The sequence below is a fragment of the Bacillus sp. FAU18 genome, assembly GCF_056033885.1.
This window is the reverse complement of sequence record NZ_JBVYHZ010000003.1, coordinates 1-16796: the sequence shown is the minus strand read 5'-3', so window position 1 is coordinate 16796 and position 16796 is coordinate 1. Positions and strand designations below refer to the sequence as shown.

Annotated in this window: 10 protein-coding genes and 1 pseudogene; 3 read left to right on the top strand and 8 right to left on the bottom strand. The window is 45.9% G+C overall.

What is annotated here, in order from left to right:
- Nucleotides 1-75: 75 nt before the first annotated feature.
- Nucleotides 76-3234 carry a surfactin resistance protein SrfP gene (gene srfP, locus AC0OMU_RS00290; RefSeq protein WP_327844127.1) on the bottom strand — a complete coding sequence of 1053 codons (3159 nt, stop codon included), beginning with the start codon at nucleotides 3232-3234 and terminating at the stop codon, nucleotides 76-78.
- A gap of 131 nt (nucleotides 3235-3365) precedes the next feature.
- Here srfP and AC0OMU_RS00285 point away from each other — a divergent pair.
- A pseudogene (locus AC0OMU_RS00285) lies at nucleotides 3366-4263 on the top strand (TetR/AcrR family transcriptional regulator).
- Here AC0OMU_RS00285 and gatB read toward each other — a convergent pair.
- The 3 genes from gatB to gatC are packed head-to-tail and all read right to left on the bottom strand — an operon-like array spanning nucleotide 4250 to nucleotide 7457.
- The gene (gene gatB / locus AC0OMU_RS00280; protein WP_003219444.1) at nucleotides 4250-5680 is read right to left on the bottom strand and encodes an Asp-tRNA(Asn)/Glu-tRNA(Gln) amidotransferase subunit GatB; all 1431 of its coding nucleotides are present in this window, start codon (nucleotides 5678-5680) and stop codon (nucleotides 4250-4252) included. The pseudogene AC0OMU_RS00285 and the gene gatB sit on opposite strands and share 14 nt — an antisense overlap.
- A gap of 13 nt (nucleotides 5681-5693) precedes the next feature.
- Nucleotides 5694-7151 carry an Asp-tRNA(Asn)/Glu-tRNA(Gln) amidotransferase subunit GatA gene (gatA, locus tag AC0OMU_RS00275; RefSeq protein WP_003242878.1) on the bottom strand — a complete coding sequence of 486 codons (1458 nt, stop codon included), beginning with the start codon at nucleotides 7149-7151 and terminating at the stop codon, nucleotides 5694-5696.
- Between the two features lie 15 nt (nucleotides 7152-7166).
- Complete coding sequence (gene gatC, locus AC0OMU_RS00270) at nucleotides 7167-7457, bottom strand: Asp-tRNA(Asn)/Glu-tRNA(Gln) amidotransferase subunit GatC (RefSeq protein ID WP_003219442.1); 291 nt, start codon at nucleotides 7455-7457, stop codon at nucleotides 7167-7169.
- 413 nt (nucleotides 7458-7870) lie between these two features.
- Here gatC and opuE point away from each other — a divergent pair, with 413 nt between their 5' ends.
- Both opuE and AC0OMU_RS00260 read left to right on the top strand, forming a co-directional pair.
- Nucleotides 7871-9349 (top strand): proline transporter OpuE, encoded by a 1479-nt coding sequence (opuE, locus tag AC0OMU_RS00265; protein WP_003242814.1) that lies wholly within the window; start codon nucleotides 7871-7873, stop codon nucleotides 9347-9349.
- 105 nt (nucleotides 9350-9454) lie between these two features.
- Nucleotides 9455-10153: an MgtC/SapB family protein gene (locus AC0OMU_RS00260; RefSeq protein WP_010886431.1), complete on the top strand. Its 699-nt coding sequence runs from the start codon at nucleotides 9455-9457 to the stop codon at nucleotides 10151-10153.
- A 37-nt stretch (nucleotides 10154-10190) separates the two neighbouring features.
- Here AC0OMU_RS00260 and AC0OMU_RS00255 read toward each other — a convergent pair whose 3' ends face one another.
- The 4 genes from AC0OMU_RS00255 to pcrA form a co-directional block, all read right to left on the bottom strand.
- Nucleotides 10191-11201 carry a phosphotransferase enzyme family protein gene (locus AC0OMU_RS00255; RefSeq protein ID WP_080030642.1) on the bottom strand — a complete coding sequence of 337 codons (1011 nt, stop codon included), beginning with the start codon at nucleotides 11199-11201 and terminating at the stop codon, nucleotides 10191-10193.
- Between the two features lie 161 nt (nucleotides 11202-11362).
- Nucleotides 11363-12553: a CamS family sex pheromone protein gene (locus AC0OMU_RS00250; RefSeq protein ID WP_076458660.1), complete on the bottom strand. Its 1191-nt coding sequence runs from the start codon at nucleotides 12551-12553 to the stop codon at nucleotides 11363-11365.
- Between the two features lie 15 nt (nucleotides 12554-12568).
- Entirely contained in the window at nucleotides 12569-14575 is a 2007-nt protein-coding gene (ligA, locus tag AC0OMU_RS00245) for an NAD-dependent DNA ligase LigA (RefSeq protein ID WP_474240809.1), read from the bottom strand.
- A gap of 25 nt (nucleotides 14576-14600) precedes the next feature.
- Nucleotides 14601-16796, bottom strand: a 2196-nt coding sequence (gene pcrA, locus AC0OMU_RS00240) for a DNA helicase PcrA (protein ID WP_474240808.1), incomplete at its 5' end; no start/stop codon positions are given.

Sequence of the window (16796 nt, the reverse complement as noted above, 5' to 3'; positions counted from 1 at the left end):
ATCGCAACAAAATGTACATAATCTTACAGGTGAAAACGCACAAAAGCCCCAGCAGAGCTGAGGCTTTTTGTTTTTTTACTCTTCTTCCGTTCCCGGTTTTTTCTTGCGGAACTTCGCCAATACTTCATATACGATTGGCACGATCAAGAGCGTCAGAAGCGTTGAACTGATTAAACCGCCGATAACCGTGACGCCGAGTCCTTTTGAAATGACCTGGCTTCCGCCTTCGAAGCCGAGCGCTAATGGAATCAAGGCGCCGATTGTCGCAATGGCTGTCATCAGGATCGGACGGAGTCGTGTAGAGCCGGCTTCCAGAAGCGCTTCTCTCGTAGACAAGCCTTCCGCTTCCTTATGAATCACGCGGTCAATTAAGACAATCGCATTCGTCACAACGATACCGATCAGCATAAGCATACCGATCATTGCGTTCAGGCTGATCGTTTCACCTGATACGTAAAGTCCAACCAGGGCACCGATGATTGTGAACGGCAATGAGAACAGGATCGCAAATGGCGCTAATGCTCCGCCGAAGGTAATCACGAGCACAAGGTAAACGATCGCTATTGCTGCCAGCATCGCTAAACCGAGCTTCGTGAAGGAATCAGCGATATCCGCTGATACACCGCCTGTGTCAATCGATACGTTATCAGGATGGTCTAGCTTATCGATTTTCTTCTGGATAGCAGCTGATACGGCTGTGACGTTGTCAGATGTAACCTCACCTGTGACATCCGCATAGACTTTTCCGTCACGTTTTGACACGGTATCTGATGTTGATCCTTCTTTCACTTTTGCCACATCGCCGATTTTGACTTCCTGGCCAGTCGCGGAAGTGATCTTTTTATTCTCTAAATCTTTCACACTCTTATACTCGTCTTTTTCTGTCTTAATGTTCACATCAAGCTCTTTGCCGTCTTTTTTCACGGTGGTGAGCGGTTCTTGCGATGTTTGTGACATTAAGGCCTGAGAAATTTGAGACGCAGTTAAACCGAGTTTACTTAGTTTTTCTTGGTCAGCGACAAATGTGTACTCATCATATGTGCTGGAAAGGCCTGAGTTTACGTTTTTCAGATCCTTTTCATCTTTCATGATTTTTTCAATGTCTTTGACCGTGTCTTTAATATCGTTTTCAGAATCGCCATACACATAGTATGTTAATTCGTTGTTATTGCCTGAAGAGCTGAAGTCCTGTGACTTCCATTCTCCGCGGTCAGATTGCTTTTGGATTTCCTTCAGAACGTTATCTTTTTCTTTATCAAAGTCAGGTGTGTCGCTTTCATATTTGATATAGAATAACGCGCCGTTAGAATCTCCTCCGGCAAGCGGGCTGCCAGAGCCTAATGAATACTGAACCGTATCGACATGCTTGCGGTCAAGCAGGATTTTTTCCGCTTTTTCAGCTTCATTTTCGGCTTCTTTTTTCGTTTCACCCGGTTCTGGGCTGTATGTGAGCTGCATCGTTTTTTCTTCCTCGGACGGCAGGTAGCTGGCACCGATTAACGGTACGAGGAACAAGCTTCCAAGGAGCATCAGAACAGCGATGATAGACGTGATCCATTTGTGGCTCAGCGCCCAGTTCAATACTTTTTTATAGATGTTTGCAAGTCTGCCTGGTTTGTGTTCTTTCGCTTTAATCGGCGCACCGGTTAATGATTTTTTGAACAGGCTGTGTGCGAGCATCGGCACAAGCGTGATTGAAATCACCAGGGATGCGGCAAGCGCAAAAACAATCGTTAAGGCAAACGGAATAAACAATTCACCGATTTGTCCGCCAACAAGTGCGAGCGGCAGGAATACCGCGATTGTCACGATCGTCGATGACATGATCGGTTTAAACATTTCCTTCGTCGCTTCACGAACCAATGCTTTTCCGCGGAGCGGCTCATCTTTGAGTCTCATGCGGCGGTAAATGTTCTCGATGACAACGATGGAGTCATCGACTACACGTCCGATGGCAACGGTCATTGCGCCGAGCGTCATAATATTCAATGTGATATCAAGCTGCTGCAGCACAAGGAGTGCGATCAGCAATGATAATGGAATTGAAACAACAGAAATTAATGTTGATTTGATATCTCTTAAGAATAAGAGAATAATCACAATCGCAAAAATAGCACCGAAGATGGCTTTGCTTAACATCGTGTCAACTGACTGTGTGATCGGCTCCGCCATGTCGAGAGTTGCGCTGTAATTGAAGCCTTTATGGTCTTCTTTGAACTTCTTCAGCTCAGCTTTGACATTGTCGGCAACCTCCACCGTATTCGCATCGTTTGCTTTGACGATATTGATGCCGATGCTGTCTTTGCCATTTGTGCGTGAAACAGATTCAGCTTTTTTCACATCTTTAATTGTGGCAATGTCAGAAAGCTTGACCGTCGGCACTGCTGTGCTTGCGCTTTGCTGCGCCTGCGCTGCCGCTTGTGCGCTTTGGGCTGCCTGTGCACTCTGCGCCGCCGCTTGAGATGTTGCACTGCTGCCTGCACTTGAAGCTGATGCCGTCGGGATTCTCATATTCTTCAAATCTTTAATTGTTTCAATATCGCCGCTGACGACGACAGATTTTTCTTCATTTCCGAATGTGTACAATCCAAGCGGAGTTGTCACATCTGAACCTTGAATCACTTTCTTCACAGTATCTTCATCAAGGCCGTATTCCTTCAGTTTGTCTTCTTTGAAAGAGAATTCAACCTCTTCCACCTGCTGGCCCGATACTTGGACGGACGCAACGCCTTCTATGCCTTCAAGCTTAGAAACGAGGCTGTCCTCCACTTGTTTCGTCAGCTCTTGCAGGTTATCTTTATCACTGGACACACTTAACGTCAGAATCGGGAATGAGTTCAAGCTGTAGCGTGAAATCTCCGGATCCTTCGCGTCATCAGGCAGGTTGACGTTTTCTAACGCTTCAGCTGCTTCTGTTTTCGCTTTGTCCATATCTTTCTCATAATCATATTCAATCATGACCGACGATGCGTTTTCATAGGACGTCGACGTCACAACGCTGACACCGTCCAAGTTCTGTACGGCTTGTTCAACCGGTTTGGTCACTTCATCAGCCACTTGGCTTGGTGTCGCACCCGGATATGTCGTGCTGATCGTCAAGTAAGGCATGTTCACGTCAGGAATAGACTCTTGCTTCATATTCATACCCGCATACAAGCCGGCTGCCGTTACAATAATCGTCATCAGCCATACGGCGAATTTGTTTTTCAGAACGAAATTAATAACGTGATTCATCATATCCTCCATTACATTTTTTATTGACTGACTGGTCATTCTATATAATACTAAACGTTATAACGCAACAACGTCAACTCATATACCAGAAAATTTTACTAAATTTTTCAAGGATTAAGGGGAAGCACGTCATGAATGAAAAAAAAGAGAGAATCATAAAAACCAGCATTCGTTTATTTGCGAAAAAAGGATTCGCAGCTACGACGATCCAAGAAATCGCCAGTGAATGCGGCATTTCGAAGGGCGCTTTTTATTTGCACTTCAAATCGAAAGAAGCGCTGCTGTTATCTGCCTGTGAATATTATATCGGTATGTCTATGAACAAAATGAAAAATATAGAAGAAGATCTCGCAGGAAAGCCGCCTAAAGAAGTTTTGAAAAAACAAATTGGCGCTCAATTTGAGGATTTTCGTGATCATAAAGATTTTATCGTTCTTTTGCTTACCGAAAATATCATTCCGGAAAATCAAGAAATCAAGCAATACTTTTACAAAGTAACCATGGAGACGGATAAGCTGTACCGGAACGCCTTGCTGGTATCCTATGGCGAAGGAATCGAGCGGTATGTCGCAGATCTGTCCATCATGGCAAGAGGCATTGTGCATTCTTATATGAACGTGATGGTATTTAACGGTGAGCTTAATATCGATGCAGAAGAAATCTCAGCCTTTATTATTGAGAGACTGGATGATCTTGTACAGGGGCTGAGCCGTTCTGCACTCAATCCGATTGTGTCAAAAGACATTTTCAACCCGATGCCTGCGGGGAAGGACCAGCTGCTTGAGGACATTCAGAAAGTGAAAGAAAACAGCACGCTGCCCGAGGATATCACCGTGTCACTTGATGTTATCGAGGAAGAATTGACTCAGGATAAACCGCGCAAGCCGATTATTAAAGGCATGCTGTCCAATTTGACCGGAACCAACGACAAAGAAGTTGAAAGGCTTCGTGCCCTCATCTCTGTCTTTATCTCAATTTGACCATAAAAAAGCAGCCTCTAAGGGCTGCTTTTTTATTAGCGTTTTTTAATTTCTTCAAGCAGAATTTTGTTGACCATCGGCGGGTTGGCTTGTCCTTTGGACGCTTTCATAATCTGTCCGACTAGGAAGCCGATCGCGCGGTCTTTTCCGTTTTTAAAGTCTTCGATTGATTGAGGATTGTTGTCAAGTGCCTCAGTGACAAGCTTCAGAAGCACGCCTTCGTCAGAAATCTGAACAAGGCCTTTCTCTTTCACAATCTTCTCAGCGTCGCCGCCTTTTTCAATCAATTCTTTAAACACTTTCTTCGCGATCTTAGAAGAAATGGTTCCTTTTTCAATCAATTTGATCATGCCGGCAAGGCCTTCAGGTGTCAGGGCAACGTCGGCAAGCTCTTTTTGCTCAGCGTTTAGGTAAGCTGACACTTCACCCATCAGCCAGTTAGACGCTTGTTTGGCTTCAGCGCCTTTTTGAACGGTTTCTTCGAAGAAATCAGCCATTTCTTTTGTCAGCGTCAGAACCATCGCGTCATATGCAGGCAAGCCAAGCTCTTCGATATAACGCTTGCGGCGCTCATCCGGAAGCTCGGGAATGCTTGCTTTTACGCGTTCCTTCCATTCATCATCAATGTAGAGCTCGACTAGATCCGGCTCTGGGAAGTAACGGTAGTCGTCAGATCCCTCTTTGACACGCATAAGAATGGTTTTCTTCGTTGCTTCATCATAACGGCGAGTTTCTTGCTGGATGACGCCGCCGGAAAGAAGAACCTGCTCTTGGCGTTTTTCTTCATGCTCAAGGCCTTTTTGAACAAACGCAAAGGAGTTCAAGTTTTTCAATTCTGTTTTTGTGCCGAATTCCTCTTGGCCGATCGGACGAAGAGAGATATTGGCGTCACAGCGAAGTGAGCCTTCTTCCATTTTACAGTCAGAAACGCCTGTATACTGGATGATGGATTTCAGCTTTTCAAGATACGCGTACGCTTCTTCCGGCGTGCGGATGTCCGGCTCTGATACGATCTCAACAAGCGGCGTTCCTTGGCGGTTGAAGTCAACAAGGGAATAGCCGTCGCCCGTATGCGTCAGTTTTCCGGCATCCTCTTCAAGATGAAGGCGCGTGATGCCGATGCGTTTTGTTTTGCCGCCGACTTCAATTTCGATCCAGCCGTTTTCGCCGATTGGCTTATCAAATTGAGAAATCTGATACGCTTTCGGGTTATCAGGATAGAAATAGTTTTTGCGGTCAAACTTCGTATCCGTTGCGATCTCACAGTTGAGCGCCATAGCGGCTTTCATTGCGAATTCAACGGCTTCTTTGTTCAGAACAGGCAGGACGCCCGGATATCCGAGGTCAATAACGCTTGTCTGCGTATTCGCCTCCGCGCCGAATGGCGTTGGAGAGCTTGAGAAAATTTTTGATTTTGTTTTTAACTCAACGTGGACTTCAAGTCCGATTACCGTTTCAAAGTTCAATTCTTTTCACCCCTTACAGTTCAGGTTTTGCTTTATGATGGTCTGTCGCTTGTTCAAATGCATGAGCAACGCGGTATACAGTGCTTTCGTCAAAGTGTTTTCCGATGATTTGCAGGCCGAGCGGAAGTCCGTCTGCTAATCCGCATGGCACGCTGATTCCCGGTACGCCGGCAAGGTTGACCGGAATCGTTAAGATATCGTTTGCGTACATTGTGAGCGGATCCTTCGTGTTTTCACCGATTTTAAACGCAGGTGTCGGTGTAGTCGGTCCAACAATAACATCATATTTTTCAAATACGTCCTCGAAATCCTTCTTAATCAACGTACGCACTTTTTGCGCTTTTTTGTAGTACGCATCGTAGTAGCCTGAACTTAAAGCAAACGTTCCAAGCATGATGCGGCGTTTGACTTCATTTCCAAAACCTTCAGCGCGCGTTTGCTTGTAAAGGTCGATCAGGTTATCCGCGTTGTCTGTGCGGTAGCCGTAGCGGATGCCGTCAAAGCGTGCAAGGTTCGCTGACGCTTCAGAAGATGACAGCAGATAATATGTCGCAAGCGCGTATTTACTGTGCGGAAGAGACACTTCTTCCCATGTAGCGCCGAGGCCTTCAAGAACTTTTAGCGCTGCCAGGACAGATTCTCTCGCTTCTTTGCCGACACCTTCACCAAGGTATTCTTTCGGAACGGCGATTTTCAGTCCCTTGATGTCGCCAGTTAATGAAGAAAGAAAATCAGGCACGTCCACATTTGCACTCGTGGAGTCCATTTTGTCTACGCCGGAAATCGCTTGAAGTAAAAACGCGTTATCCTCAACCGTACGTGTAATCGGCCCGATTTGGTCTAATGAAGACGCAAATGCGACCAGGCCGTAACGAGATACACGTCCGTATGTAGGTTTTAATCCGACAACGCCGCAGAAAGATGCCGGCTGACGGATGGAGCCGCCTGTGTCAGATCCAAGAGAAAACGGAACTTCTCCCGCAGCAACCGCAGCCGCAGATCCGCCGCTTGAACCGCCGGGAACTGTATCCAGGTTCCAAGGGTTTTTCGTCAGCTTGTAAGCAGAGTTTTCGGTAGATGACCCCATGGCGAATTCGTCCATGTTCAGTTTTCCGATTGTGACCGCTTCAGCGTCTTGAAGGCGCTGAACGACAGTAGCGTCATAGATCGGGTCAAAGTTTTCGAGAATTTTGCTGGAGCATGTTGTGCGCAGCCCTTTTGTTACGATATTATCTTTCACGCCGATCGGCATACCGAAAAGAAGACCGTGCTCAGAACGGCCGTCAACCGCCTCATCAAGCTCCTTCGCGTATGCGCGCGCTCTTTCTTCATCTAATGCCAAAAAGGCTTGTACCTTATCATCAACCGCTTGGATGCGTTTATAAGATTCGTCAACCAGATCAGAAATCTTAATTTCTTTTTTATGTATGAGCTGTTTTAATTCTGTGATTTTATGATCAAATAATGACATTCTTGTGTCCCTCCTTTAGTCCAGAATTGATGGCACACGAATATAGCCGTCTTTATGGTCAGGCGCATTTTTCATGACATCCTCAACCGGAAGACCTTTACCCGCTTCATCTTCTCTCATGACATTTTTCATTTTCAGCACGTGAGTTGTAGGCTCCACATTGTCTGTGTTAACCTCATTAAGCTCCTCGGCAAATGAAATGATACTGTCGAGCTGTTCAGTGAACATTTTTGCTTCTTCTTCAGTAATCGCAAGTCTTGCAAGGTGCGCAACGTGCTTTACTTCTTCTATTGAAATTCGTGACATATGATCCACCTCCACATATTTCTCCGTTAAGTCATATAATACTGATCATATCAAAAACAAGCCCTTTAAAGCAACAAAACGCCTTAAGACAGGCCTGTGTTTTCGAAACAATACCCTATATATTTTATACTAAAATGAGGAGAAGGAGAAACGAAATATTTTTCTGAATATTTTTACTTTAATTATTTTTTGAAAGCGTTTTATTCTTTATTCCCTTCTAGGTTTGTAACGGTATTTCTCGCTCATGATCAAGGTTTCATCGCTTGAATGGCCGGGAATACTTTGTTAGGTTAAGTTACCAAGTGCACCCGCAAAAGAATTTCTTTTGATTTGCACTTACGCCAGGCTGCTTAACTGGCACCATCAATTTGAGAGGTGATGCAACATTATTAGAAATGAAGAGAGGGTAAAACGTGAGTATTGAAATTATTATATCTTTAGGAATTTACTTTATTGCCATGCTGTTAATCGGCTGGTATGCATTCAAGAAAACCACTGACATCAATGATTACATGCTTGGAGGAAGAGGCCTCGGACCATTCGTTACTGCTTTGTCTGCCGGTGCGGCCGATATGAGCGGATGGATGCTGATGGGTGTTCCCGGCGCGATGTTTGCGACAGGGCTGTCCACCTTATGGCTTGCTTTAGGTCTTACAATCGGGGCGTACTCAAATTACTTGCTGCTGGCTCCAAGGCTGCGTGCTTATACGGAAGCGGCGGATGATGCGATTACGATTCCTGATTTCTTTGATAAACGATTCCAGCATTCTTCATCACTGCTGAAAATCGTATCTGCATTGATCATCATGATCTTTTTCACATTGTATACCTCTTCCGGTATGGTATCTGGCGGACGGCTGTTTGAATCTGCTTTTGGTGCGGATTACAAATTAGGCTTGTTTCTGACCACTGCAGTTGTCGTGTTATACACACTGTTTGGCGGTTTCCTTGCTGTCAGTCTGACTGACTTCGTGCAGGGTGCGATCATGTTTGCAGCACTAGTGCTTGTGCCGATCGTTGCTTTTACCCATGTGGGCGGCGTTGCTCCGACTTTCCATGAAATCGACGCTGTTAATCCACATTTATTGGATATTTTTAAAGGCGCGAGCGTCATTAGCATTATTTCCTATTTAGCCTGGGGGTTGGGCTACTACGGCCAGCCTCATATCATCGTCCGATTTATGGCCATTAAAGACATTAAAGATTTAAAACCTGCACGCCGAATCGGTATGAGCTGGATGATCATTACAGTTCTAGGTTCCGTGCTGACGGGTTTAATCGGTGTTGCATACGCCCATAAATTCGGAGTTGCTGTAAAGGATCCGGAGATGATTTTCATTATCTTCTCTAAAATCTTGTTCCACCCATTAATTACAGGGTTCTTATTGTCAGCTATTTTGGCTGCCATCATGAGTTCGATTTCCTCACAGCTCTTAGTCACAGCAAGTGCTGTAACAGAGGATTTATACCGGTCATTTTTCAGACGAAAAGCTTCTGATAAAGAATTGGTCATGATCGGGCGTTTGTCCGTCTTAGTCATTGCCGTTATCGCGGTACTCTTATCATTGAACCCGAACAGCACCATTCTTGATTTGGTCGGATACGCTTGGGCCGGCTTCGGTTCAGCTTTCGGGCCAGCGATTCTGCTCAGTCTGTATTGGAAGCGAATGAACGAATGGGGCGCGCTTGCTGCCATGATTGTCGGGGCTGCGACCGTGTTGATCTGGATTACAACCGGCCTGGCAAAATCAACCGGTGTGTACGAAATCATCCCTGGGTTTATTCTCAGTATGATTGCCGGCATCATTGTCAGCATGATCACAAAACGTCCTGCAAAAGCCTCTTACCGATTATTCGGTGTCATGGAAAAGCTGTTAAAACGCAAAAAGTAAGCAATAAGCCATCAAGCGCAGCTTGGTGGCTTTTGTGCTCTTGTTTTGCTATAAATACTGTGAGAAAATCATATTTATTTAAAAACACCTTAGAGAAGGGGGAAGTTGCTGTTGAGCTGGTATATTGATCCTGATATTTTATTGAAATTGGGCATTGCCACATTGATTGGCATGGTCATCGGGCTTGAACGCGAATTAAAAAATAAGCCGCTCGGATTAAAAACCTGTATCGTCATCGCAGTCAGCTCATGCATGCTGACGATCGTCAGTATTAATGCGGCATATCATTTCCCTAAATACTACCGCATCATGATGGATCCGCTTCGTCTGCCGGCACAAATCATCTCCGGCGTCGGGTTTATCGGCGCCGGTGTCATCCTGCGAAAAAGCAATGATGTCATTTCCGGCCTGACGACATCGGCCATGATCTGGGGGGCAGCGGGGCTCGGGCTGGCTACGGGAGCCGGTTTTTATAAAGAAGCGTTTGCCAGTCTTCTGTTCATCCTGATCAGTGTGGAATTTCTCCCATGGGTGGTCAGAAAAATCGGCCCCGACCGCCTGCAGGAAAAAGACATCCGCATCAGAATGTCACTTTCTGATAAAGACAAAATGACAGAGATTTTAAAAGAAATGAAAAGAAGAGATATCAAAGCACACTCCGTTCGGATCGACGACCTGGGCGAAAAGGATTTTCCAATTATGGAAGTGAAGGTCCGCGTCCATAAAAACAGATACACGACCGATGTCTACTATGACATTAAAGCCATTGAAGGCGTAGTCGGCGTGAAGTGTGATACATTATAAAAGCCAATGGGACTGGAATCCCATTGGCTTTTTCTATCTACACCAGTGCTGAAAAATCAAATGCTGTAATCGGCGTGCCATTCTCTATATCTCTTCTGAAACCGGCCAGCATTTCTTTTTCCTCTTCTCCTATTGTGTTAAGGTCAAACATCTGATGCAGCAATCCGTAAATCAGCATATGGCGAAGGCGGAGGAAATCAGGTATTATCATCAGCCATGCAGGATCAAGCTCATTTTCCTCCCAGTACCCTTTCATAAAATGCGTCATAAATTTTTCTGTAAACGCAGCTTTATCATCATATGGCACAACAGGATACCACAGGACATTGTAGAGAAGAATGCTAATATCGTTAACAAACCAGTTGTAGCCGATATCATCAAAATCAAATGCCGTGATTTTGCCATGATCCCAGTTAAAATTGCCGTGGTGCAGATCCGCATGTACCAAGCCGTAGCTGTCCTGGCTTTTCGGGAGCCTCCGCAGTTCATTCATCAAAGAATCGGCTTGCTGAAACACCTTTATCTGATCTTCAGGCACATATTTTCTCAGCTTTAATTGCTCCTCTTCATCCCATTCCTGTCTTTTGAAAGCGGGATTGCTCAATTTGTAGCTTTTTGTCAGGCTGTGCATGCTGCCTGTGTATCTGCCAAGCTCATAAAATAGCGTTTCATTCCAGTCCGATTCATCCACTTTTTGCCCTGGCGCTTTCTCATACACTCTCAATAAAAATGACCCGCCGTTTCCGTCCGGCACTGCTTCTACGTCTTTTCCGTTCAGCGACGGGAGCGGTTTGGCTACTGAAATTCCCCCTATTGCAAGGTGACGGAGCCATTCCATCTCTCCCATTATATAATCAGAAGATCTCCGAATCGTATGGGTAATCTTTAAAATATAAGGTTGATTGTCTTTCATACATTCATATACATAGTTTTCCGCATCAGCCAGAAAACGCACCTGATCTTTTGAGAAACCGTATCTCGCTGCAGCTTCTGCCAAAACCTGCTCTTCATGAAATATTTTTTTGATATCTTTATGCACGTCTAACATCCTTTCATTGCTATAGATTTGATAATGATTGTTTTCACACGATTTCCAGCATCAACATACCTCCCCTTGATTTGTGTTTCGGCAGAAGCGGAAATATTTTCCCTTTTCCTGTTAATTGTAACATAAAAACCCTTGTGCCAATATGGCACAAGGGTTTTCTATCAGTCATAAATGTGAACAGTCGGCTCTTTATCTCCAGCATTGCGGATAATGACCGCTTCCTGTCCGTCTGAGGACGTGATATTGACTTCGACATCAACTGAGCTCTTAGAGTAGTAGTCCATCACTTCACCCGTTAAGAACTGGGTAAACGCGACAACTTCACTTTTTCCGTAGAATTGCATTGGTATGTCAATCTTCATTTTCTTCATTTCATCATTATCATACAGCGCTGTACCGACAACGCCTGTATAGTTCGGGAAATATTCTTCAATTGAATTTTTGAACCGCTTAAAGACCTCGGTGTCATCCGGGTATTTTTCTGCTGTGGTTGTATCCGCCGGATAGAATACATATTTTTCATTGATGTCATCCCAATTTGAGATATCAGTAGAGCCTGCTTTGACCTCTGTTTTGGCGATGAAGTTCCCCGGCACAATCGATGTTTTTGACGCCTGCTTATAAAGCGCGACGGTAATCGGCACATTCTTCAAATTATCCTTTTTACGGAGGCGGTTAATAACCTCCTGTGCAATTTTTTCTCCCTGCTGGCGAAGCGTGCTGTCTTTAATCTCCACTTCTTTTTGCGGGTCGCCAGTTTTTTCACGATAGTAATACACGGAGTTTAACGCCAGTCCGATCATGACGCCGCCAAGCTGGATAGAATTCTTGTCTTTTCTGACTAAATAATCGTGCTCAAGCATGGAGGCTAAATAAATCGGGCTGCTTTCATTCTTTTCTTCTGTTGAACCAGAACTCGGGAGCGCCGGGTTCAAGCCTTCATTTTTGAAGTTTTTATCTTCTTTTTCGGCTTTTTTCAAATCAGAGCCCGTTTTTTTCCGGGCCAGCCAGCTTAATACTGTATCCTCATCTAAATATTGTCCTTCTTGGAACAGATAATCGTCAGTCGAGAAAGAATCTTGGGCAAGACGCATCAGCCCTGTTTCAAATTCGTCAATGTCCAGCCTTGTGTTCAGCTGTTCCGTTGTTAAGCCGCGCGCTTTGCCTGCCTTAAACGGCAGCACCATTTTGTAATAGGAGTCAGAGATATTATATTTCGGGACAATCGCTTTTTCTGACGATTTCGCCGTCTTTTGCGTAATCTCTTCCTCCTTCTCCCCCCCGAAACCTGACGAGCAGGCAGACAGCATTAATACTGCCGCCGTTGCCGCCAATGCCAACGTCTTTTTCAATAGAAAACACTCCTCTTATTTCTTTAGCTCTCCCATTAACTGTTCTTCATTCCACACTTCAATGTTCAGCTCTTGTGCTTTTGTCAGCTTGCTTCCCGCCGCTTCTCCGGCGATGACCAAGTCTGTGTTTTTGCTGACGCTTCCAGTCAGCTTTCCGCCCAGCGCTTCAATTTGCGCTTTGGCTTCGTTTCTTGACAGCTCTTCCAGCTTTCCTGTCAGAACAATTGTTTTACCGGCAAAGTAAGAATCGCTGTCCTCTGCTTTTACTTTTTTCGGGCCTTTGTAGAGTGTGTTTACGCCCAGCTCCTGAAGTTCATTCAAGAGTTCAAGCATTTCTTCTTTATGAAAATAGGTGATCACAGCATCAGCCATTTTTTCACCGATTTCATCTACCGCGAGAAGTTCCTCTTTTGAGGCTTTTTTCAGGTTCTCCAAGCTTTCAAAATGCATGGCAAGCGTCTTTGTAGCCTTTGATCCGATAAAACGGATGCCAAGCCCAAACAGCAAACGCTCTAACGAATTTTCTTTTGATTTTTGGATAGAGCTGATCAGGTTTTCAGTGGACTTTTCACCCATGCGCTCGAGCTGGATGACTCGTTCCTTCGTCAGCTTATATAAATCTGCCACATTGCGGACAAGGTTTTCCTCAAACAGCTGTGTGATCACTCGTTCGCCGAGCCCGTCAATGTTCATGGCATTGCGAGAAACGAAATGGATCAGCCCTTCCCGGATTTGCGCCGGACATTCAGGATTTATGCAGCGAAGCGCCACTTCTCCTTCGATCCGGACGAGCTCACTGCCGCATTCAGGACATTCCGTCGGCATGCTGAATTCCTTTTCTTCTCCTGTGCGCTGTTCAACGAGGACATTCACAACTTCCGGGATGATATCCCCCGCTTTTTTGACGACAACCTTATCCAAAATCCGAATGTCCTTCTCTTTAATTAAATCTTCGTTATGAAGGGATGCTCTTGAGACCGTTGTGCCGGCAACTTTTACCGGCTCAAGAATCGCGGTCGGCGTGATCACACCCGTTCTGCCGACATTTAATTCGATATCAAGAAGCTTCGTCACGACCTCTTCAGCAGGAAACTTATACGCGATGGCCCAGCGCGGGCTTTTCGCCGTAAAACCGAGCTCCTCCTGTTGATCGAGGGAATCGACTTTAATGACAATGCCGTCTATTTCATACGGCAGGTCAGCGCGCTTCGCCTGAAGCTCATCGATCAGCGTAATGACTTCTTCTATGTCGCCGCATTTTTTTCGTTCCTGATTCGTTTTAAATCCGAGTTCGTCGAGAAAATCAAGCCCTTGGCTTTGCGTCTCCACACCCATCTCGTCAAGCTCCGCTATACTGTAGACGAAGATATCGAGGTTTCGTTTCGCTGCAATTTTCGGGTCGAGCTGCCTGAGTGATCCCGCCGCGGCATTTCGCGGATTGGCGAACGGTTCTTCCTCATTTTTAATTCGTTCCTCATTAAGAGCTTCAAACGAACGCTTCGGCATATACGCCTCGCCGCGCACTTCGATTGACAGCTCACGGTTCATTTTGAGCGGGATATTGCGGATCGTCTTCAGATTCTCCGTAATATCCTCTCCCGTCGTTCCGTCACCTCTTGTGGCCCCTCTGACAAAATAGCCGTCTTCATAACGGAGAGAAACAGCAAGACCGTCTATTTTCAGCTCCACATTATACGCCACATCGTCGCCGACGGCTTGGCGCACACGGCGGTCGAAATCACGAAGATCATCAGCATTAAAGGCGTTGCCCAGACTGAGCATCGGTGTGCCGTGGGTGACTTTCTGAAACGCTTCAAGCACAGCTCCGCCGACGCGCTGCGTAGGAGAGTCAGGCGTTCTGAGGTCTGGGTGCTCCTCCTCAATCGCAATCAGCTCCTGCATCAATCTGTCGTATTCGGCATCTGGGACGCTCGGTTCATCTAAGGTGTAATATTCATAGCTATACTTGTTGATGGTGCGGCGCAGTTCTTCTGCCCGCTGCTTCGCTGTTTCTTTGTCCATCTGCTTCTTCCTTTCCTCTCTTCAATTACTGCTTTTCAATAGGAGCAAATGCTGCTAACAGGCGTTTCACGCCGACAGGGCTCGGGAAGGCAATATCGAGCTCCGTCCCTTCTCCCTCGCCTTTCACGCTGACAACAGTTCCTGTTCCCCATTTTTTATGGCCCGCCTTATCTCCGACTGCCCAGTTCAAGGTGTCGCCGCCTGTTTTGCTGGCGTAGGATACCGGGCGTGAAACAGGGCCGCGTCTCGGCTGCATTTTTCTCGCAGACGTCGCTCTTGTTTCTTTTTTCTCATTTAGGTTTTCCAATAAATCATCCGGTATTTCAGCAATGAAGCGAGATTCCGGGTTCATATTTGTCCGGCCAAACAAGGTGCGCATTTTAGCATTGGTCAGATAAAGCTCCTGTTCCGCCCTTGTAATCCCAACGTACGCAAGGCGGCGTTCTTCTTCCATTTCCGCTTCCTCCATGAGTGAACGGCTGTGCGGGAAGACGCCTTCTTCAAGCCCCATCAAGAAAACAACCGGGAACTCCAGTCCTTTCGCGGCGTGCAGTGTCATCAGCGTGATTGCATCCTTGCCGCCTGACTCTTCCTCCTTCTGATCGAGCTGATCAATATCTGCGATTAACGCCAAGTCTGTCAGGAACGCAACGAGTGTCTTGTCTTCACTTTTCTGTTCAAAGTTTTTCGTAACAGACAGGAACTCGTCGATATTTTCTAAACGGCTTTGGGCTTCGATCGATTTCTCAGCCTTCAGCATTTCTCTGTATTCCGTCTTATCAAGAATTTCTTCTGTCAGCTCTGTAATGGATAAGTAATCCTGCATATTGGTCAGGTTTTCAATCATCTGTCTAAAGCTGTCAAGCGCGTTTGCCGCTTTGGCACTGACGCCGATAAAATCAACCTGCTGAATCGCTTGGAAAAATGACAAGCCGTTTATGGCCGCATACGAAGCGATTTTTTCAAGTGATGTCGCGCCGACTCCGCGCTTCGGCACATTGACAATGCGCGTGAAACTGATATCGTCATCCGGATTGGATACGAGGCGCAGGTACGCAAGAATGTCTTTAATTTCTTTTCTGTCATAGAACTTTGTGCCGCCGACAATGTTATAGTTCAAGCCCGCTTTGAGAAGCGTTTCCTCGATCACACGGGACTGCGCGTTTGTCCGGTATAATATGGCGATATCAGACAGCTTCCGCTTGCCTGAGCTGTGAAGCTGATGAATTTTACCGGCCACAAACTGTCCTTCACCGAATTCATTATCACCGCTATAATAGGAAATTTTGATGCCTTCATCGTTTTCCGTCCACAAATTTTTCGGTTTGCGGTTAGAGTTGTTTTTAATGACCTCGTTTGCCGCGCGCAAAATCCGTTTCGTTGAACGATAGTTTTGTTCTAGCAAAATCACGCTTGCATTCGGATAATCTTTTTCAAATGAAAGGATGTTGGTGATATCCGCGCCGCGCCATCTGTAGATTGACTGATCTGAATCCCCCACAACGCAAAGGTTCTGGAAACGCTCGGCAAGCTGCTTAACGAGCATGTATTGCGCCCTGTTCGTATCCTGATACTCATCAACATGGATGTACTGGAATTTGCGCTGATAAAATTCAAGTACTTCCGGCACTCGGTCAAACAGTTTAATCGTCGTCATAATCAAATCGTCAAAATCGAGCGACTGGTTTTTCAATAGCTTCTTCTGATAATCAGCATATACATCGCTGACCACCTGATCGTAGTAGCCGCCGGCAACTTTAGAGAATTCCTCCGGTTCGGTCAATTCGTTTTTCGCACTGCTGATCGTACCGAGGATGCTTCTCGGGTCAAACTTCTTCGGATCAAGATTGCGCTCCTTCAAAATCCCCTTGATCACTGAAAGCTGGTCAGCCGTATCAAGAATGGAGAAATTTCGGTTGATCCCAATCCGGTCGATATCTCTGCGCAAGATCCGCACGCACATGCTGTGGAATGTGGAAATCCAGATATCGTCCGCGCCGGGTCCGAGGATGCTTTCCACACGTTCTTTCATTTCGCGTGCCGCTTTATTTGTAAATGTGATTGCCAGAATGTTCCACGGCGCCACATGCTTTTCTGCCATTAAATAAGCAATTCTATGTGTCAGGACACGCGTCTTTCCGCTTCCCGCTCCCGCCATCAGCAAAAGAGGCCCGTCCGTTGTTTTGACAGCTTCCTGCTGAACGGGGTTTAAACCGCTTAG

What these genes read in the sequence shown, in the direction of transcription:
- gatC (WP_003219442.1), bottom strand. Translation starts at nt 7,457, where the DNA reads ATGTCACGAATTTCAATAGAAGAAGTAAAGCACGTTGCGCACCTTGCA.
- ligA (WP_474240809.1), bottom strand. Translation starts at nt 14,575, where the DNA reads ATGGACAAAGAAACAGCGAAGCAGCGGGCAGAAGAACTGCGCCGCACC.
- AC0OMU_RS00255 (WP_080030642.1), bottom strand. Translation starts at nt 11,201, where the DNA reads ATGTTAGACGTGCATAAAGATATCAAAAAAATATTTCATGAAGAGCAG.
- gatA (WP_003242878.1), bottom strand. Translation starts at nt 7,151, where the DNA reads ATGTCATTATTTGATCATAAAATCACAGAATTAAAACAGCTCATACAT.
- srfP (WP_327844127.1), bottom strand. Translation starts at nt 3,234, where the DNA reads ATGAATCACGTTATTAATTTCGTTCTGAAAAACAAATTCGCCGTATGG.